Origin of the sequence: Moorena bouillonii PNG (assembly GCF_001942495.1) — a bacterium.
Lineage (GTDB): Bacteria > Cyanobacteriota > Cyanobacteriia > Cyanobacteriales > Coleofasciculaceae > Moorena > Moorena bouillonii.
Genome location: NZ_MKZS01000001.1, coordinates 1236309 through 1256483 on the forward strand (window position 1 = coordinate 1236309; position 20175 = coordinate 1256483).

Genomic DNA, 20175 nt, shown 5'->3' on the forward strand with positions numbered 1-20175 from the left:
ACCCCCTAAAAAAAAATTAGGTAATAACTGTACCCAAGATACCGCTCTTACGCCGGTTTGGGCTGGGGTCTAAGATAAGAAGAAGTACATTAATAGAACGCGCTACAGCTTGATACTCCATGTTCACCATTGACTTGATTCTAAGGAATACACCCATGCCACTGTCTGTGCAACGTAAGTCAGAAGAAGAGGCGCAAGCGACCTACCAGGAAATTTTGACAGCCATGCGCTCTGGGCATCCTCAGTTGTTAGAACTCAGCTGCGATCACCAGCCAGAGAAGAAAATTGGCGTTCTCAGCGATCAGATTAGTGCAGCAATTATTTCTCAAAAATCTGGAGCCACAGGCTCAGGACGTACTCCCGGCTTCTTTGCCATGGCTGAATAAATTCATGGAGCAAGATATATTAATGAATCAACCAGCAATTCAAGTAACAGAGGTTGGCTTCAACTGGCCTAAAGGGGGGACAGTTTTGCAATCTTGCTCCCTGGAAGTCCCTAAGGGGGAATTTTGGATGCTCTTGGGAACCAATGGCAGTGGTAAATCAACCTTACTTAGATTACTGGCTGGTTTATTGTCCCCCCAATCCGGTGACATTTACCTAGCCGGTTCACCAGGTTTTGTTTTCCAGAATCCTGATCATCAGCTAGTCATGCCTACCGTAGGTGCCGATGTAGCCTTTGGACTGGTAGCCGAAAAGCTCGACCTAGCTCAAGTTCAAGCCCGGGTAAAAGAAGCTCTAGCTGCGGTGAATTTACTAGAGCTAGAGCGACGCCCGATCTATGCCCTCAGCGGTGGTCAGAAGCAGCGAATTGCGATCGCTGGTGCGATCGCAAGACAGTGCGAGATTTTATTGTTAGATGAACCCACTGCCCTACTGGATCCAGATACCCAGATGGATTTAGTGTCACAAGTGCGAAATTTAGTCAAAAGTCGAGGATTGACAGCCATTTGGGTTACCCACCGCTTGGATGAGCTGGATTATTGTGATGGAGCATTTTTGTTAGACCAGGGTCGGGTCATTGACCAAGGTCAACCGGAACGCCTGAAGCAAAGACTGGTAAGTCATAATCACTGATTCTCGGGAAGTTTCCAGAAAGTCGTAGGGTTTGTAATCGGCTAAATGTTAACTGCTAAGCGTTAATTATAATACTTAAAGTTGTGACTATAATAGTTTATATGTTAATAGTTAAATGTTGAGTGTCATTTTTGCTCAATCCTTTTGCCTTTTGCTCAAGTGCAATTTATACTAAAATAAAGAAATGTTAAAATTAGCGCTAATATTTAGTCCATACGGACGGTAAACAGTATAATACCATGAAAAATGTCCTGTTCTTCACCGCTGGCTATTTTACTAGTTGATGGCTATAACGTCATTGGCTCTTGGTCTTTCCTGAAAAATACCCGTGATCGTGATGGTCTCATGAGTTCTCGCCAAGAGTTAATTGAGACCCTAGCCAATTACAGTGCCTTTGTCGGCTATGACACTGAGATTGTCTTTGATGCTCACTCACTCAATACCCCTAACAGTCGTGAGGTGATAACTAATCACTTATCGGTTTACTACACCGATTTCGGGGAGACAGCAGACACTTACATCGAAAAATTTTGCGCCTCCTATAGAACCAATCTTGTTAAACCCACTAAACGTCTGATCGTCGCTACCTCAGATCGGGCAGAGCAATTGACGGTTGTGGGGTATGGTGCTCAGTGCATGTCTTCCCAGCAGTTGCTCAGCGATGTTGAATTCACAGCTCGTCGAACCCGCCGCAAATACCGACCACAGAAATCCTCTAGTGGTCGTTTTTTAGTAAATTCCTTAGATGCCAAGGCTCAGCAGCGCCTAGAACAGTTGCGAAATAAAATCAAGTAAAGGGACTGGAAAAAAATTTTCCTGATCAAACACTTGACACAAACCAAAATATCCACTACACTTATAAAAGTGAAATCAACAAGCCCCCATCGTCTAGAGGCCTAGGACACCTCCCTTTCACGGAGGCGACAGGGATTCGAATTCCCTTGGGGGTATCTAAAGAAGCGAAAAATACAAGAGTAAGCACTCAGCTATCAGCTATCAGCTATCAGCTTTTTAATAAAAGAGGTAAGCATTGGTTTAATCTGAGTTAAGTCTGCTGACGGCTGACGGCTGACCGCTGACCACTGACGGCTGACGGCTGACCGCTGACGGCTGACGGCTGACGACTGAATGCTTACATACAAGAGTTAAAGGTAGGCGATTTGCAATCAGATTGCCTACCTTTGGGCTAACCTATCCAGTCTTTCTCTAATGGCTAAGTTAATCAGAGAACGCAGCAAAATCAAAAACCAGAATCCGGAAAAGGCAAAGGCGGCTATCGCCCATCCACTATGAGGACCTGAGAGGAAAATAGTACCAGCTACCAGGGTAAATCCAGTTAAACAAGCATAAATTAGGCTTTTTAGAGCAAGGGTGATCTGCTTGAGAGTGCGATCGCTTTCTACAGAACGCACATGCAATTGTAACTCCCCCAGCTCGAGCCGCTCTTCTAAGCGTCGAATGGCTAGTTCGGTAGGGCTAGCCTTACGTAAGTTATATTTCACAAAATCCCTAGCTTGTTTGGCTAGTTCCCCCACTATATTCCCCCGCCCTTGAAAAACAGCCAGGCTTTTAACAAAAGGCTCAGTAGCAACTAACAAATTATATTGGGGATCTAGGGCACGAGCAATCCCATCAAGAGTTGTTAGTGACTTTAAAATAAACGTCAGTTGTGCTGGTAGGCGAAAAGGTTGCTGCTCAAACATTAAGTAAAGTTCGCTACTGATTTCCTCAAAAGCTTGTAATTCTATGGGCTTTTCGGTAAATTTTTCCAGTAGAAAAGCAACTAATCGCTTGACTGGCTTGAGATCTGACATGGGTTCAATTAACCCCATGTAAGTTAAACTATTAACTACCTGATCAGTGTCCTTACGCAGTACAGCAAAAAAAGTCTGGAGCATTTGGTCTTTAGTCATGGACTTGACCTCCAGCATTGTGCCAAAGTCATAGAAAATCAGACTGCCCTCTGCAGAGACTGCCATATTTCCAGGATGAGGGTCAGACTGAAAAAAGCCATCTTGTAATAACTGCTTGAGGTAGCAACAAATTCCCAGCTGAATAATTTCTTTAGGATTTATGCCGAGGGATTCTAGGGTCTGACGGTCATCAATTTTAATTCCCGGCATATACTCCATAGTCAAAACTTTTTTAGTTGTATATCGCCAGTAGACTTTCGGGACACTAATGCGAGGATAATTGCTGAAATTTTGAAGAAAACTCTCAGCATTCTTCCCTTCATGGATGTAGTCAATTTCTTGATAGAGCAGGTTAAAAAACTCATGGATTATGGAATCCAAATCATATTTTTTGGTTCCCGGAACAAATCGATTGACAAAACGAATCAATCGATGGATAATCTCAAAATCTAAGTTAAATAGCTTTTCTAAGCCAGGACGCTGAACCTTAACGACTACATCTTCCCCAGTGTGCAATCGGGCTTTATGAACTTGTCCCAAACTGGCAGCGGCTAGAGGAAAATGCTCAAAATCCCGATACAAACCATGAATATCGTGACCCAGTTCTGATTCAATTAGAGTTATAGCATCGGTTACACTAAATTCTGGGATCCGATCTTGTAATTGCGCCAAGGCATTCACATATTCTAAGCTAAGTAAATCAGGGCGTGTGGATAGTGCCTGCCCAATCTTGATGAATGTTGGACCTAAGTCTAAGAGCTTTCTAACTAACCACTGGGCTCGACGATTTCTTTGCTTGGGGGAATTATTAGCCGATACCTTGTCCCACCATAAATAAACCATAAACTGCGCTGCCGCAGTAAAAATATCGATCTGGCGAGCCAGGGGGGAATAGTTAGGTTGTTGCCAACGTGGTGGCTTGGGCGCATCAGTTGTGAGCATACTCAGCTATTCATAGTTACTCCGATCCAATCCGGGAGTATAAATCAGATCATATCCGCTTTAATACCTATTCTTCCCAGTTAGTCTTCCGAGCTATTAGTCATTAGTTTTGCCTTCTTACTTACTAATGACTAAGTTTTACCAAAAATCTTGGGTTTAAAGCCTCGTCCTTCTAGGACGACTTTTCTGGAATAATCGTCAAAGCCGATGTATAATTAAGATAGGTACAGGCTGAAAAACCGTTGGCTCAGCCGGGAGAGAGACCCGTAACTGATTCGGCGTAGCCGACGCTGCGCGAACGACCACAAAGAAGTAATGCCTAGAGGGTAGGGAAAGTCCTCTTTAAAAACCCAACCGTCAATTAACCGTTGGCGTGTGAACCTAGAAGAATCACTTTTGAGATTAAACAAGGTACGGTGGGGCACACCGGAACCTGAGGAAAAGGAAGGCAAACGGACTTTTAAGGCACTTCCAGCAAGTACTCGAACGCCTAAGGAGAACTGCCCTCTAGGTCTGTCGTGAATTAACTGGGAATTTGGTGTTTTCACGGATTTTTGGTTGAGTATTGTCCTGTTTTTGGCGGCGTCAAAGATTGGAACTCGGCGGTTTACGGCGGCTCGTTGATCTAGGAATCCTCGTGCCTTTCGGCAAAGCCGACGCTACGCGAACAGGCCGGGGAGTGTCAAATAAAAGATTGAACCTGGGGCAGAGTAATTGTGAAAGATACCCGAGACGTGCGAGGAGTGTCAGACGGGCCAGTGGAGACATCTACTGTCCCATTGAGATGCTGCACTAAGCATTTTACTAGCGCTAGACCCAAACCAGTACCCTGAACTGCCCTTTGGGTCATCCCCTGACCGCGATGGAATTTATCAAAAATATGTTTGAGGTCTTCTGGAGAGATCCCTTGACCAATATTGCTCAAACTCATCACAATCTGCTTCACCGATTGCTGGATTTGCTCAGTTACCTCAATCACCACTGTAGTATTTGGGTGAGAATACTTACCAGCATTGGTTAAAAGTTCCAGCAAGATACGGTTAAGGCTTTCAGCGTCGGTGTTGATAAACAGCGATGGTAGTGAACTATTGATTGTTAAGGTTAAGCCTTTCTCCGCCCATTTGTACTCAAAGGATTTAGCCAAGTGCTTAATCATCGGCATCAGGTCAATTCTTTGCAAGTGCAGTTGGGACTGGTCAGATTCCAGCTGCTGTAGACTCAACAGGTCGTTAATTAGCTCAATTTCTTGATTACACTGTTGCTCAAGGATTTCTAGATATTTGGCACGACGCTCAAGATCAAGTTTGGGTTGACGCAACATCCGAATCGCTAGACTCATTGCCGTCAAAGGTGTCCGCAATTCATGATTCATGCTACTGAGAAATTCATCTTTGAGGCGATTTAATTCTTTTAGCTGACCCATTTGCTGGCGAGTTCTTTCGTATAACTCTGCCTGAACTTTCAGACTATGTTGTAACTGAGCCGTGCGTTCTTCAACAAGGGATTGTACTTGCTGGAGAGTCTGATTTTGGATAATAGTGCTACTAACTTGTGTACTGACCCACTTGACCAAGTTAATTTCATTCTCTAGCCAAGGGCGAGGTTGAGTATTTTGCAAGACCAAGAACCCCAAAACCTTAACGGATAGCAAACCATGATTATCTGCCCCAACCAGAGGACAGATCAGTAACCCTGGCAATAGGAGCTGATCTAGGAGTGAGATGCTCTGGTGGTCAGATTTACCAATCGGGTGATCTGGTCTATGGGTAATGACTATCGGTTCAGGGGCTTGCTTGAGAGCCTCTTGGTACCAAGAACACTCAGAAACTGGGAAGGATTGATTTAACAGTGCGTCTCCTGTTGAAAATAGATCAGTAGTCGAGGTTTCCTCTAACCATTCACAAACCACTGTCAGATCATGTTTTGGTGAATGCTGTCCTGGTAGAGAGCAAAACAGGGGATTCGTTTGATCTAACAGTAGCAGTAGTGCCCGTGACACCTGAAGTGCTTCAGCAACAGCTGTGGTAGCTATCTGGAAAATCTCCAGGAGATTGAGAGAGCTATGCATCACTTGACTCAATTGGTTGAGCAGAGTTTGGTCTCGAGTAGCCGCCTTCACTTGGTGGGTTAGCTGAACTTGAGAAATTGCTACCGATACCCATTGGGAAACAACAATTAATTGTTCTTGCTCTATCTTTGTCCATTGGTAAGGCTGGGCTTTTCCTAAAACAATTACCCCGTTGACTACAGACTGAAACTTTGTGGAGGTCTTCAGGATTGCCCTGGCAGATAGCACTTCTTCACCCAAATCTAAGTTAGACCAAGCATCGGATTTTTGCCAATCTGAAATTACCAGTACTGAGTCCCTGCCTAAGTCATCCTCTGTGGTTATGAGTTCCAGCAGTTGCACTGGATTTTTGTAGTATCGGTGTTCTGGGTCAAGGTGTTGATCAGCACGCCACCAGGCTAGTTGGGGTGTAGTGCTAGGGTTAGCCAGCGCCCCAATTAAACAGTTATCCACCTGAAAACTCTCTCCTATAGCCTTGGCGAGCATCGCCAACAGAGTTTGCGTTTCTGAGGTATTTAGTATCGTCTTAGCAATTTGTTGCCCGATCTGAGCTAACTCTGTCGGGTAAGGCATGAGTGAACCTTGATGCTCCTGGCTAAAGGTTGGTTCAAATGTACCTGAGAGACGGGAGTTGATGGAATTTACTCTTGGGGCAAAAATCGCGCTTTCTGCATCCATTATGCTTGTTGCACAACTTGTGAATACTTGTCTTGACTAGAGCAACTACTGCTAAAACAGTAATCTCGCTAGGATTAGTGTTCCCGGCATCAGAGTGCTTTTGATCAAGAGATTGGAGTTTTTTACGACAACCGACCGACACACCCGTTCAATCATCAGTCTGGTTAGAGGAGAAGCTGTGGGTCGGTGGCACAACTCCCATCATGTAATCGTCACAGTTGAGTTAAACTCGCCCCCGGTGCGCTTACAGTCGTCGAATTTAATTCGCGTGATTGTCGCGCCTCCAAGGCCGTGAGGGATTGCTCACGGCCTTGGGTCGCGCCTTTAGGCAAAGCCCGACGCGGGGCGCGAACGGGCGCGCACCGCGATATCAAAATGGTTACTGCTCGAGATTCGTTTAACCAATTAATTTTGATCGGTAGATTGGGTGAGGGCTTTTTGGAGTTTTGACCTAAGCACAGAGCGTAAAAATCCCAAAAGGCGCGCGCCTCTGAGTTGGGTAGACTACTAGTACCTGGAAACCCAGGAGAGAATTGAGAAACTCCAGATATCTCTCCAAGCTGCGCTTTCCAAGGCCGCGAGGGATTGCTCGCGGCCTTGGGTCGCACCTTTGGGATTGACATCGATTAATTTTCAACACCTTAAACACCTTGAGCACCTTTTTATACCGTTTTTTAAACAAAACTGATTTAAAACTTCAATTCAACACCACTAGGAACGCTTCTTTCTAGCTTGTTTTTGAGCTTCCTCACTGTTTTTTCGATAAAGTATAACCCGATAACGAGCTATCTGGTAGCGTTGGTCATCAGGTTTTACCGTCTCCATTAGATTTGATGCCCGTTCCCACTTAGCTGCCACATCTAACCATTGAGCTGAGGTTTCGACACTTTCGCCTGCTGCGGCTGCTTCTTGAGCTAGGCGCATTGCCTCAGTAAAGGGGTCCTGAGTAAAGGGGGGGTCTGGATTACTAGAAGATCCCTCGGAAGAAGAATTGGCTGGGTCTTTTGCCCAATCTTCGGCTTGAGTTGGGTTTAGGGATTCGATTTCCCTCCCAAACCAATCATTAAGTAACCAACCTACTACGATCAGGAATAAACCCAAACCTAACCCAATCACAACACCTTGCCGCAATCGACCTTTTTTACGTAGTTGACTGTAAGAAGCTGGCGGTAAGACCAGTTGCTGATTCGGTAGTTTTTTTTGGCTCAGTTGACGGGAAAATCCTGGTGTTAGAGCCAGTTGCTGGCTCGGTAGGTTTTGGCGATTGTTGAAGGTTTGAGCCAGTTGCTTGAAGAAATTTGGCCTAGTAAGGGTGATGTCTTCGTACCATAACAGCTGATTGTCTGGGTCACGGCTAATTTCTTCTAACCAGAGTAATTGTTCCTCTCGCACGATGCGGCTGTTGATCCTGACACGACGAATGTTACGCGGTGAAATCTCTTCCAGAATTTCCTGGATTTGACTGACTAGAATCGATTGTTCCAGCTGTTCTGGTTTTGCTGCTTCACACAAAACTTGCAATACACCATCAGCCAGAATGGCTCTAGTTCTCACCCCAAAATCGGCTAATCGTTCATTCAGTGTTTGAATAATTGCCACCACGCTACCCTGGTGGGCTTGTCTAGCAATATCTTCCATGGTACCAGACATTTTTTTTAGCTATGACATTGGATTAGTGTGTTTGACTTTACTTAATATAGTTTTTCCCTTTAGAGTACCAGGATCTTCCATTAGTACATGTATTGTTCATTTTTATTCCCCCATGGAGACCACTGCTAAAACTCAGGCGGTTCTAATAAATATCATATTAATGAGGTACATTTTTTACCTACCAGTCCCGGAAAAACATACTCCATATTAAATTTTAAAAAACTCATGACTTCGGAATTACGACTCCGGATTACCCAGAAATTTGTACCTCATAATAATGAAAAATAATAGATATAGATCACATCAAGTAGCGCCAATGGCCCACACGGCGGGAGTCAACAGCAGCTTGCACGGCTGTCTACGGTTGCAGGGAAACCTACTATTATATTTGATGGGTTTGCCCCGGAATTCACATGGTAACCATTGACTAATGCCTGAAAAGATGAAAAAATATAAAATGTGTGCAGGAGGTTTCTAGATGCTGTTAAAGTCCACCACTCGTCACGTCCGAATCTATACAGCAGAGGTAAAAAATAACGAACTAGTCGGGAGCGATAACGTCTTAACCTTAGACATTGACCCCGATAACGAATTCAATTGGAATGAAGACGCTCTACAGCAGGTTTACCGGAAGTTCGATGATTTGGTTGAATCCTACAGTGGATTTGATTTAACCGAATACAACCTCCGTCGTATCGGTTCTGACCTAGAACACCTTGTGCGATCGCTTTTGCAAAATGGACAAATTAGCTACAATACCGAAAGCAGAGTGATTAATTACAGTATGGGGTTGCCCCAAGTAGAACCTCAGAATTAGGTACTAGCAGATAGGCTGACAAGCTGCTGTCAAACCAAGTCACAACGGTAGCGAATAACGCTTATCGGCTGTCTGCCTTCATCCCCCGCCACACTGTAGCTGGTTGACTTGACCTTTAAATGATTTTATTAATCAATCCTCTGCTTAATACAAACAAGCTAAGACGTGGTAGCTTAGAAGACTAATCTTGTCTACACAAAAGAAATTCAATCCCTGGAGTTATAAGCCTTGGTGGTGCCAACCCTGGTCAATAATCTTGACCGGAGGGCTGATCATATTAAGTATCTGGCTAGTTTTCAAAACCATCTGGATAACAGTACTAGCTGCTATACCAATTCTGCTTTGGTGGACCTACTTTTTGCTGATCTGGCCTGAGCTAATCAAGAGTAGTGCTACAAGTGAGGGTAAGCCATCAATATTGCGCAATGACTAATACATAAAACTTAATCCTGACCTTGCCCATAGACCCGCTCGGTAACCATTGCTGCGAACGAATCTTTAAGCGCAACTCATTCATTATAGAAGCAGATCATTAACCAGCCCGTAAGTCAAGCGCTACAATCTTTAATCAATGGGCTGATTTTGGCACTTCCTTTGTGGGCACATAACTCCTTCAAAGAAAGCTGTGCTAATGTTAACCCGGTTCCATCAGGCTATCTTTAGCAGCAAAGAGTTTCATGGACAATCCGGCGGCAACGCTCCACTGCCCAAATCATCAATGTCAGGCTCCCAATCCCCAGACCAACAAGTTCTGCCAAAAATGTCGCACGCCGCTGCTTAGACGATACTTGTGGGCTATTGGGTCAGGCATAAAAGCCGATCAACCGGGAGAACTTATTGCTAAGCGCTACCTCCTGATTGACTCTCGTGTTCTTTTAGATACTCAACCAGCGGTACCGCCAGAGACCCCACTAGAGATTCCTCAAACCATAACCCCATACTTGAGACTGGTTTCCTATGGATTACACCTGCCTCAAGTGTATGGTCTGCTAACACCGAAGCCAAGGCATAACAAAGAGGTTTGGTTACTCGAAGGAGTACCAATTCAGGCCACAGGGAACATTGATACTATTGGACAACTGTCACCAGAACTGACCAGCGTCTGGAAAGATGCCTCACCAATACGCCAACTCAACTGGCTGCAGCAATGGGCTTCACTATGGCAACCGTTGAGCCGAGAAGGAGTAGCGTCTAGCTTACTGAAATCAAACCTGGTGCGGGTGGAAGGAGCCTTGCTAAGGTTATTGGAATTGCAGGGTGATCAAACGCCAGCACCAACCTTAAAACAGCTGGGTCAGCTGTGGTCACAACTGCTTGAGGGAGCTTCCCCTGTTATTCGTGAGTTTTACCAACAACTCTGTTCCCAGCTTACAAAAGGACAGATACAGACATCAGAGCAGCTGTTAGCATTACTGGCGAAAGGGTTGTTTGAATGCCGGTCATGGCAATCGAGAACCTATAAGACTCTCACTCTTACTGATACCGGTCCAGGTCGTAGCCACAATGAAGACGCTTGCTACCCTCCTAATGGTAAGCTAATTAGCTCTTCAAGAGGTAAAGAAGCGATCGCAATGGTTTGCGATGGCATTGGTGGACAAGCAGGTGGTGAAATTGCCTCCCAACTGGCAATTGACACTCTGCGACAACAGCTCAAACAACTGCCAGCTAAACTGGAGGTGTGGAACCCAACCACTCTAAGCCTGGAATTGGAAAATGCTGTCTGTGCTGCCAATGACTCCATTAGCCAACGCAATGATCATGAGAACCGATTTGATCGGCAGCGTATGGGAACAACCTTGGTCATGGCTAGAACCCATGCCCATGAAATATACATTACCCATGTCGGGGATAGCAGAATCTATTGGGTGAGTCGCCATGGTTGTCACCAAGTTACTCTAGATGATGATTTAGCCACAAGAGAAGTGCGGCTTGGATATACCCTTTACCGACATGCTCTACAACAACCAACATCTGGTGCCCTAGTCCAAGCGTTAGGGATGGGTTCATCAACCACACTACACCCGACTGTACAGCGCTTGGTGTTGGATGAAGATTGTGTGTTTCTGCTGTGTTCTGATGGTCTTAGTGACAATGACCGAGTCGAGCAGTACTGGGAAACAGAAATCCTGCCCATTCTCGACGGTCAAATTGATATCAAAAAAGCAGCAGAACGAATCATTGAACTTGCTAATACCAAAAACGGACACGACAATGTCACGGTGGGGTTGATTTACTGTCAAGTCACACCAAGCCAGCCTTCGATGCCCATCCAACTATCACCCCCACAGCTAGAATCCATTGGCAATCTCGAGACCAACAATACTCTAATGTTAAACGTTAAGAGTGATCAGCAACCCGCTTCTATTGATGAACAAAAAACAGCGTTGCTCACACTTAACCTCATGGAAGAGGGGGATGCATCTGGTGACCAAAATCCTCATTATTCAGCTTCAACCTCTCCTGAGAAGACTGGCAAACTGTTGTTGGGAATATTCGTGCTTTTGGTGTTAGGGGGGGTAGTCGTTTATCTGTTGAGTCCAGTGTTGAGTCTAAAGGCGAGTGGACAGATAAATCGCTTCCTGAGTGGGGTTTTTAGTCTTGGTAAGGGGCAAGAACTAACCGGTTCTAAAACCACCCCTACACAGAGTCCAGAAACTAAAGCTATCCCAGGACAAACTCCTGAGTCCGTGACCCTTGCTAAGCCAGCTGCCTTAATTAAAAACCAAGATATTATTAGAACAGTGGGTCAAACTGTACAACTTTTGGTTAACCCTGAAAAGCAATCAATCCTTGGGAGAGTTCCTGCTGGTAGCGTTTTGCAGGTTATTGCCAGAAAAAGGTATCCTCAGGAAGAGACTTGGTGGATTAAATTAAGAGTTTGCTCACCCGGAACCAACACAACTGATATTCCATCGGATCAAATGGCTAGCTCCCCCAAAGTTGGCTCATCCTCAGTACCGTTAAACTCTAAGCAGACTAAACCCTCTGCTACCTTGGTGTCACAGGGACAGGAAGGGTGGATAAGAGAAAAGGAGATTTTACCTATGATGGCTCGTGATTTTACACCAACCCCAACACAAGCCAGTCAATGTCAGAAAAATACCCCTCCGTCTAATTCCCCTAGACCTATTCAATCTCCGTAAGTCTTGAGCAAGTAGTCAAAAGCTTATCGCTTTTAAGTTAATGCTCACCAAAGCTTTCTGACTAACCACTCAACTCCTCAACTAAGAACTGAAAACTAATGATGTCCTATTAATGACCAATTCCTCATTATTGATAGCGCCAATACCACCCAACACTAGATAGACTGATCCTCACATCGGTATATTCCCTATAATGATGAACCTTTAATGTCTGGTATCGAAAATCCTTGCCTCAGTTTAGCGATCGCTCGTCTATCTGCCGCTGGCAGAGAAAACTTGGCTATCTGGGTGCTGAAAGCTCCTTACCCAGGGGGTATGGTTCATCATGATTCTACTTGGTCTGAATATATGACTAAGTCCTGGCTGGCTTGGCAGGACATGTTTTCTCCATTTTCAAACCATGTGCCGATTAGTGGTCATCACAACCAGTATCCGACCACTTTGCCCTCACAGAATCAAAACGGTGCTACAGGTCCGGAGATTAGCTATAGTGGTCGTTTGATGCAAGGTTTGGGCATTGACCTCTGGCAGTGGCTGTTTCAAGGCTCAATTCGCAATGCCCTCGAACGAAGTCAAGGCATTGCCTTGGGACAAAATAAACCCCTTCGCCTGCGCTTGGAAGTCCGCGCTCCAGATTTCATTCCCCTCCCCTGGGAAATTATGCAACCCATGGCGGGTAAACAGGCAATTTCCCTTTCTCAGCAAATCCTGTTTAGTCGCACCACTAGTGATGTAGACGCCCTCGAACCCCTGCGCTCCCACCAGGCTCTCAATATTTTGTTAGTTCTAGGAGAGAAGGTTCAAAAATTAAATGGTTCGACTACCAATTTGGATCTCGAAAAAGAAGCGGCTACCTTGGTAAATGCCCTTCAAGCTGGTAGAGCCGCTCAAACTTCTAGGAACCAATCCGTTCCAGCAGTTACCTGCAACGTCTCAAAACTAATACAACCGACACCAGCTGAACTTATTAAAGCACTCGAAACTGGTGCCTATAACATCCTATTCTATGCTGGTCATGGTGAAAGCGCACCAGACGGAGGTTTGCTATTTTTACGCTCGGATGCGAAAATTAGTGGTACGGAATTGGCTCAGGTTCTGGTGCGCACCCAGGTTGCCTTAGCTGTATTCAATGCCTGTTGGAGTGCCAAACCTGACCAAGTGAATTCCCAAACCATTCCCCGTAGTAGTTTAGCTGAGGTGCTTATTCACCACGGTGTCCCAGCCGTTTTGGGGATGCGGGACTCCATTGCTGACCAAGAAGCCGTGAGTTTTATTCAATCATTCGCCCAAGCCTTGGCGGAGCGCATGCCAATTGACCATGCTGTAGCTGTGGCCAGACAGCACATGTTGACCCTTTACAAGTTTAACCAACCAGCCTGGACCTTGCCTATCCTTTATATGCATCCTCAGTTTGAAGGGGAGTTAATCCAACCGGTGGGAGAAGGAATTACAGAACTGCCCACCATCACCTCAAGCTGGCTTGAAAATCCACCCCCAACTGCGTCTTTGCGTTCCATAGGAAAAACCGATCAGGTCTGGCCGATTCGAGGTGGATTGATGCGAGTGGGACGCCTACAATCTCACAACGATTTGGTGATTCCCGAAGTTTGTGTGAGTAAGCAACATGCTGAAATTATCTGCCGTGATGCTTTCACTGACCAAGGCTCGGATCCAACTTACTTCTTGAGGGATTTTTCTCGTAATGGTACGAGAATATTGATCGATAATGGTTGGAAAACTGTTCATCATCAGGAAGTTCAGCTAAGGTCGGGTATTCAGCTTAAGTTTGGTGGTCCTCGTGGTCAGATCTTTGAGTTTATTATTGACTCCCCAGAATCTTGAGTAGGACTATCCTCGTGCCGAAGATAAACTCAAGCTTATGCTGTTAACTATGCTGTTAACAATGGGAGTTTCACAAGGATACTGGTTAGAGTCAAATGGCAACTAGTGGCTGTCTACCTAAGGGAGCCTCTCAATAGCTCACTAATATCACACATAAGTTGATTTGGAAAGTGCTGTTGCCATGGTAATTAAACACGCGCTGAGAAGTCCAGATTATTTTTTCAGCTGTTGCGGAACTTCCTCAAAAATTGATGTAGCTATTTTATGTCAGGTTTCATCTACTAACCCAAACAGGAGGGGCATTATGAACAGCCAAGCTATTCAATATCAAGAACATCAACAATCATATTTTGAGGATACTTCGGTTCAAATCCAAGAAGAACTACTAGAATTATTACAGTCAGAAGAGGAGTTTTATCCTTGGGATCCAACTGATCCAGAAGCAGAAGCTTATTTTGCTGAGCTAGAAGCAGGTTTTTCCCTCAACGAAATCCAAGATGACCAGGAAATTGCTCAGGCTTCTCTTGCCTTTTTTGAGCGACTAAATCAGTGTTGGGAATTACCTCTCGAATCGAGCATCGAATCGAGCATCGAATCGAGCATCGAATCCACCATTGACTCGTTGAAGGCAGCTTTAGCTAACGGATGTGCGTCTTGCATGCCTCCCGAATGGCTCGAAGCGATCGCTTCGAGAGCTCAAGAGGTTGTTCACAAGAACTTGTCCTTAGCAGAGCAACTTGTGCTTTGTGTCAAGCCATTGTTACAAAACTGGACAGAAGACGATCTATTGGTGTTAGCTCGTCCGTGGGCTTACGCCATGCGCAGTAGCTCAGACTCCATGAATGTCAGTGCTTCAGTTAAATCTGAACAGTGGCACTCTTTGTCTTCTATCCAACAAGTCCGCCTAAGCCTAGAAGTAGCTCATTCGGCTCTGATCGAACTAAACAATCACACTAGTAACTAATCATCTGACTAATCATCTGACTAATCATCTGACTAACCATCGATATTAACATATTAGTGTCGTAACTGGTCTTAGTGATTAGCGTAATTACTGATTAGTCATCACCCCCAAGCTGGGTTTGAACCGAAAAACCGTTTTCCGGTTCTGTATTTACCTAGATTAATTGTAATCCGGACATGATAGTTATCCCAAGTTGCATTGATATGTAGCACCATTACCTCCCATCTTCGTAATCTGTGGTTTCTGACGTCTACCCCATCCAGAATGCAATTTTATAGCGGTTTTCAGGTTTTTATTCCGATTATGACAGCCGGTGATTGCACTCGGAATTTCCTAGAGGCGTGCTGTGTATTCTACCCTCGCTGGAAACCGCTATAAATTTTTAATCTACTCCAAGGTAGCTTAACGGGTTAATGCTATCAATAGATGGCTTTTTGCAATCAATAAAATCAAAAAATTTTGAACATTGACACAAGACTACAGGTAGCTGGGTAACAGTGGTAGTAAAAGCGTGACAAAATAATAAACCAAAGGGGCAGTGAACACATAGCTGTCTGTTCGGTCTAAAATGCCACCATGACCAGGAATTAATTGCCCGGAATCCTTGACACCAGCATCCCGTTTCATTAAGGACTCCGTTAAGTCTCCTAAGAGGCTAGCTACACCAATGATTACTCCGAGCATCATGCCGCTCAACTGCCAGCACGGCCAATTCAGATACCAAGCTCCTGCGATTCCTACAGCAATACTACTGACAAGGCCAAATATAGCGCCTTCCACAGTTTTTTTAGGACTGATCATAGAAAGGCGAGTGCGACCAAAAAATTTGCCGAAGGTGTAAGCTCCGATATCTGCTGCCCAAATACAGCTAAATGCTAGGAGAGTTGAAGTTAACCCAGCAGGTAAATCACTCAGATTCATCGAAAAATTAGACCAGTATCCACTGCTGGGTAGGTTCGTAGCGGCGACTGTAGCATCTCGAGCTAGGGAGGACGTTTCAGTCAAACCCACTCGCAGACGCACCCAATAGCCGGGCAGATAACCACCATAGAGTAAACCTAATATGGAAGCCCCAATATCCGCAATGGTTGCTATCTTGGGTTGGAACAGTAAGTAAAAGCAAATAAATGTTCCAGCAATGGGAAACACCGCATCAGCCAGGGTTGGTGAAATGGTAGCTGTAATTAGTAGTAGCTGAGACACAAACATGGTGCTTTTGGTTGCTGGCACCATGCCTTTTGCTTTTACTAGTTGAAAAAGTTCTAACTGACCTAAATAGACAATGACACAGAAGCCGATGGTAAAATACCATCCCCCAAGTAAGATCATCCCCATCGCCAGGGCGATCGCAACTATTCCACTAAAAATCCGTAACCAGGGCATATGACGTTTTTTTTTGACACTCCTGTTCTCACACAAGAACAGGTTATTTATATTATTATTGTTAATTTTGTTCCCTGAAGGGGTCTATTCCTTACTCTAACTTCTCTCCACTAAGAATAAAAATGGGGTTAACTGCTGCAAATGTTTGATAATTCCCCCGTGTCTCTAGGCGATTGACGGCTGACTGAACGACTTCGATATTGCGAGCCTGTAACTCCGCTAAGCCTTCTGAGATGGCATAGAGTCCTTCTAGATTATTGGTGGTTGCTACTATCCTCCCTGGAGATTGTAGGTAGGGCCAGACTTCTTTGAGTAGAGTTTTGATTGGTCTTCCTCCTTCAAGGCAAACTCGGTGGGGTTTCAATGGTAGATCTTTGAGACATTCTGGGGCGTTACCTTCGATGACTTCTACGTTGGTGACATTAAAGCGATCGCAATTGTGTCGAATCAGGTTGGCTACTTCTTCATCCCGTTCTACGGCAATAATCTCACTTTTGGGACACAGTAGTCCAATTTCTACAGGAATGGTACCGGTTCCAGCACCGATGTCCCACAACCGGTCTTGGCTTCCTAGTCGTAGAGCAGAAATGATCAGCAGCCTGACTTCTCGCTTACTTAAGGGAATACCGGGTAGGCGTTCAAAGAGGTGATCTGGGATTCCAGGAGTAATGTACGGCCAAATTGGGGATGACATTTGTGGTATTTAGGTTTCGGGGTATTTTTTTCCTTTAGTTATTTTGATGTATTCAACTAACCCTTTCAGGTATAGAGCACAAAAATAGTATTATAAATATGGCTGTTTGGTACCTGTTATACTTATGTTTTAATTTTAATCAACCAAAACGATTACTGTCTCTAGTTTTGATAGTTTTATAATTTAGCTTTTATCCTAAATAGATGCTAAATTATAAAAATAACTTAGCATCTATTTGTAGGAACTAACCATAACTATTTACGAAGATTATAGCCTTGATCATACTTATTAGGTGTATTCAATTTTCTTCCCTCTTTATTAAGGGGGTAAACCCCCAATGCCTATCTGCATGCCAACTTTCGACTCCCGACTCCCGATTCCCGACTCCCGATTCCGATTAAGCCAGGACCAGGTACCGCACCTAATTGAGAACTACTATACTAGTCAATAACCTTTAGGGTTTGGAGGCTGGGGTCGCTACAACCGGTAATTTGACCACCTAAGGTGAGAATTTTTTGGAGGTATTCAATAGTAGTTGATTTGATTTGTTCTCCTGGCATTAGGGCTGGTATTCCTGGTGGATAGGGACAGATTAATTCGGCACTGATCCGGTTGATGGTTTCGGTTACCGGTAGGGTTTCGGTGGGAGCAAAGAAGGCTTCACGGGGGGAGAGTAAGGGTTGCAGGTTACAGGTTGCAGGGTGCAGGTTACAGAAGGCAGGTTGCTCAGTGGAGGAATTGTCATTATTTTGGGCAACTTTGATGAAAGCTTGTACAAGTTGCTGAATATCGGTTTGGGTATTGCCTAGGCTAATGATAAAGGTTAAGTGGTGAAGTGTGGGTAACTCCGCTGTGACACCAAGCTGTTGATGAAGAATTTCATCGGCTTCAAACCCACTTAATCCTAATTCGGTCACTCTTACGGTTAAGCGAGTTGGGTCTAGGGCTTGGAATCTTCGGGGTTTAATTAGTTCTAAACCTGGAATTTGGCTGATTTTACTTCTGGCATCCTGGGCTAGCTGCAAGGTATGACTCATTAGTCGTTCTCCATGGAGTGCCATTTGTTGTCGTGCGGCATCTAGGGACGCGAGTAGTAAGTAACTGGGACTGGTGGATTGAACTAGCTGTAATGCTTTACTCAACCGCTGAGCATCAATGCGATTGCCCTGAATGTGCAACATCGATGCCTGAGTCATGGCACCGAGTACTTTATGAGTTGATTGTACGGTTAAATCGGCTCCGGCTGATAGGGCATCTAGGGGTAAATCGGGATGGAAGGCAAAGTGAGGTCCATGGGCTTCATCCACCAGTAGGGGAATATTATGTTGGTGAACTATTTTTGCGATCGCTTTTATGTCACCACAGATTCCTTGATAGGTTGGATACACCATCATCACCGCTTTAGTGTCCGGATGTTCAGTCAAGGCTTGGTTAACTGCAGTTGGGGTGATGCTATAAACCAAGTCTGTTGATGGGTCGTACTCGGGGTTAATAAAGATGGGGATAGCACCACACAAGACTAATCCTGCGATCGCGGATTGGTGGATATTGCGCGGTAATAAGATTTTATCCCCGGTATAGCAGGTGGCTACTATAGCAGCCATTACCCCACACGTGGAACCGTTGACCAGGAACCAAGTTTTGCTAGCACCAAAGGCTGCTGCTGCTAGGTCTTGAGCTTCTTGGATTACCCCTTCTGGAGCAAAAAGATTATCTAACTCCGGTAATTCTGGCAAATCAGCCCGAAATACTGATTTTCCTAGCAAATCCGCTAATGGCTCTGGTATTCCCTTGCCTTGTTTGTGTCCTGGTGCATAAAAGGCTGTATGGGGCTTCTGGGCTGATGCCCGCAGAGCGTCTAATAAAGGTGTCTTTTCCTGAGAAGGTGGTCGATTATTCACAAATTTTTCCCAATGGCTCTAGCATATCGAAAATTGAGCCAATTTTAAACCTTTGTGAGGGGAGCGGGGATTAAAAACCAGTGTGCTAGGGGAATCGCGAAAAGTGATATCCTTGATCAGATTATCAAGTAATTTGTCAGTTAATGATCTCAACTATTACTGACTCACTACAAATTCCGTTTATTGCTAGTAACGAATAATCAAATACTAGTCCATACACTGCTAGATACGAGCATGGATAAATTGCTGGCTGATTGATAAGCAAGATATCAATAATTTTTAATTTATATTATCTCCGAAAGTTCGGAGCACTGATAGCTTAGACGTTTCAGATCACTTTATAATCCGAGATAGTCTCTATCCATACCCTTGCTCCACAATGTAGGGGATTATCAGGACGATACATTACTCGACATGGTCCATTGACTTCCACGGTATGACCATAAGTGTTTTTAGACCCTCGTTTGACGGTAATCACAGGGTTGCGCTCTCCGGTCTTGAGATTTTGGCGAATCACTTTCTGGTTAACGTGAATCACTGCAGGAGTGTAATTTGTACGCTTTGACCAGTTCCGCTTTGGTCCGCGAGTGCCGGGAGTGACCACTGGCATGCCATCAAACAGAGGAATCACCCAAGTTCTACCCACTTTATAGGCTCCTTTGACTCTGCCTTTGCCCAGAAGGTAACGGACGCGAGTGGCGGAAACACCTAGTAAATTGGCGGCTTGTGCAGTGGAAATCATCATGGCGGTTTAACCATTGCGTTTGCTATACTGTTATTTATAGCATAATTTTAATTAAAATGTAAGGACTAAAAAAACTATTGCATTTTAGCAATGTAAAATACTATAAGTGCTATAAATAGGGTAAGTGTGGTAAATAGGGTAAGTGTAGGGAAGTAGGGAAAAAGTATTGCTAGGTATGAATGGAACTGGAGTACAGAAAAACTATTGCACTCTAGGAATAGATTGAGTTAGTGGTTGTTCAAGGCTTGATACTGATGACTGATATGGGAAAAATGCGATGCTCAGTACGAGCTGCTACGCTCCGGAAGCGTTTGGCCAAAGGCCTCCGCTACGCGAACGCAAAGCGTGGCCCACGGCC

Annotated in this window: 17 protein-coding genes and 1 tRNA gene; 9 read left to right on the forward strand and 9 right to left on the reverse strand. The window is 44.7% G+C overall.

What is annotated here, in order from left to right; genetic code table 11:
- Nucleotides 1-119: 119 nt before the first annotated feature.
- From BJP37_RS05075 to BJP37_RS05090, 4 genes are all read left to right on the forward strand, one after another.
- Complete coding sequence (locus tag BJP37_RS05075) at nucleotides 120-386, forward strand: UPF0367 protein family (RefSeq protein WP_075896983.1); 267 nt, start codon at nucleotides 120-122, stop codon at nucleotides 384-386.
- Between the two features lie 22 nt (nucleotides 387-408).
- Entirely contained in the window at nucleotides 409-1077 is a 669-nt protein-coding gene (locus tag BJP37_RS05080) for an energy-coupling factor ABC transporter ATP-binding protein (RefSeq protein WP_198953961.1), read from the forward strand.
- A gap of 246 nt (nucleotides 1078-1323) precedes the next feature.
- Complete coding sequence (locus BJP37_RS05085; protein ID WP_075896987.1) at nucleotides 1324-1872, forward strand: NYN domain-containing protein; 549 nt, start codon at nucleotides 1324-1326, stop codon at nucleotides 1870-1872.
- 82 nt (nucleotides 1873-1954) lie between these two features.
- Nucleotides 1955-2027: transfer RNA gene (locus tag BJP37_RS05090), tRNA-Glu, on the forward strand.
- Between the two features lie 39 nt (nucleotides 2028-2066).
- Here the strand turns inward: BJP37_RS05090 and BJP37_RS38525 are convergent.
- The 5 genes from BJP37_RS38525 to BJP37_RS05110 all read right to left on the reverse strand — a co-directional run bounded on the left by BJP37_RS38525 (nucleotide 2067) and on the right by BJP37_RS05110 (nucleotide 8328).
- Nucleotides 2067-2219: a hypothetical protein gene (locus BJP37_RS38525; protein WP_158069430.1), complete on the reverse strand. Its 153-nt coding sequence runs from the start codon at nucleotides 2217-2219 to the stop codon at nucleotides 2067-2069.
- A 33-nt stretch (nucleotides 2220-2252) separates the two neighbouring features.
- Complete coding sequence (locus BJP37_RS05095; protein WP_075896989.1) at nucleotides 2253-3932, reverse strand: ABC1 kinase family protein; 1680 nt, start codon at nucleotides 3930-3932, stop codon at nucleotides 2253-2255.
- Between the two features lie 215 nt (nucleotides 3933-4147).
- Nucleotides 4148-4480, reverse strand: coding sequence for a hypothetical protein (locus BJP37_RS35680; RefSeq protein ID WP_143727476.1), 333 nt, complete (start codon nucleotides 4478-4480; stop codon nucleotides 4148-4150).
- Between the two features lie 134 nt (nucleotides 4481-4614).
- Nucleotides 4615-6678 (reverse strand): GAF domain-containing sensor histidine kinase, encoded by a 2064-nt coding sequence (locus BJP37_RS05100; protein ID WP_075896991.1) that lies wholly within the window; start codon nucleotides 6676-6678, stop codon nucleotides 4615-4617.
- Between the two features lie 711 nt (nucleotides 6679-7389).
- Complete coding sequence (locus tag BJP37_RS05110) at nucleotides 7390-8328, reverse strand: hypothetical protein (RefSeq protein WP_075896995.1); 939 nt, start codon at nucleotides 8326-8328, stop codon at nucleotides 7390-7392.
- Between the two features lie 478 nt (nucleotides 8329-8806).
- Between BJP37_RS05110 and BJP37_RS05115 the strand changes: the two genes are divergently transcribed.
- The 5 genes from BJP37_RS05115 to BJP37_RS05135 all read left to right on the forward strand — a co-directional run bounded on the left by BJP37_RS05115 (nucleotide 8807) and on the right by BJP37_RS05135 (nucleotide 15094).
- A complete protein-coding gene (locus tag BJP37_RS05115; protein ID WP_075896997.1) occupies nucleotides 8807-9145 on the forward strand; it encodes an NAD(P)H-quinone oxidoreductase subunit M in 339 nt (112 codons plus the stop codon).
- 187 nt (nucleotides 9146-9332) lie between these two features.
- Entirely contained in the window at nucleotides 9333-9578 is a 246-nt protein-coding gene (locus tag BJP37_RS42165) for a DUF6737 family protein (protein WP_075896999.1), read from the forward strand.
- Nucleotides 9579-9822: 244 nt separating this feature from the next.
- Nucleotides 9823-12288 (forward strand): PP2C family protein-serine/threonine phosphatase, encoded by a 2466-nt coding sequence (locus tag BJP37_RS05125; RefSeq protein WP_075897001.1) that lies wholly within the window; start codon nucleotides 9823-9825, stop codon nucleotides 12286-12288.
- A gap of 207 nt (nucleotides 12289-12495) precedes the next feature.
- On the forward strand, nucleotides 12496-14130 hold the full coding sequence (locus BJP37_RS05130) for a CHAT domain-containing protein (RefSeq protein ID WP_075897003.1): 1635 nt from the start codon (nucleotides 12496-12498) through the stop codon (nucleotides 14128-14130).
- A 304-nt stretch (nucleotides 14131-14434) separates the two neighbouring features.
- Nucleotides 14435-15094, forward strand: a complete 660-nt coding sequence (locus tag BJP37_RS05135; RefSeq protein WP_081431078.1) for a hypothetical protein — start codon at nucleotides 14435-14437, stop codon at nucleotides 15092-15094.
- A gap of 477 nt (nucleotides 15095-15571) precedes the next feature.
- On the opposite strand, the gene BJP37_RS05140 is transcribed toward BJP37_RS05135, so the two are convergent.
- The 4 genes from BJP37_RS05140 to BJP37_RS05155 all read right to left on the reverse strand — a co-directional run bounded on the left by BJP37_RS05140 (nucleotide 15572) and on the right by BJP37_RS05155 (nucleotide 19817).
- Nucleotides 15572-16477: a phosphatidate cytidylyltransferase gene (locus BJP37_RS05140; protein WP_075897005.1), complete on the reverse strand. Its 906-nt coding sequence runs from the start codon at nucleotides 16475-16477 to the stop codon at nucleotides 15572-15574.
- A gap of 91 nt (nucleotides 16478-16568) precedes the next feature.
- A complete protein-coding gene (gene cbiT, locus BJP37_RS05145; protein WP_075897007.1) occupies nucleotides 16569-17171 on the reverse strand; it encodes a precorrin-6Y C5,15-methyltransferase subunit CbiT in 603 nt (200 codons plus the stop codon).
- Between the two features lie 440 nt (nucleotides 17172-17611).
- Nucleotides 17612-19072: an aminotransferase class I/II-fold pyridoxal phosphate-dependent enzyme gene (locus tag BJP37_RS05150; protein WP_075897009.1), complete on the reverse strand. Its 1461-nt coding sequence runs from the start codon at nucleotides 19070-19072 to the stop codon at nucleotides 17612-17614.
- A 328-nt stretch (nucleotides 19073-19400) separates the two neighbouring features.
- The gene (locus BJP37_RS05155) at nucleotides 19401-19817 is read right to left on the reverse strand and encodes a helix-turn-helix domain-containing protein (protein ID WP_075897011.1); all 417 of its coding nucleotides are present in this window, start codon (nucleotides 19815-19817) and stop codon (nucleotides 19401-19403) included.
- Nucleotides 19818-20175 lie beyond the last annotated feature (358 nt).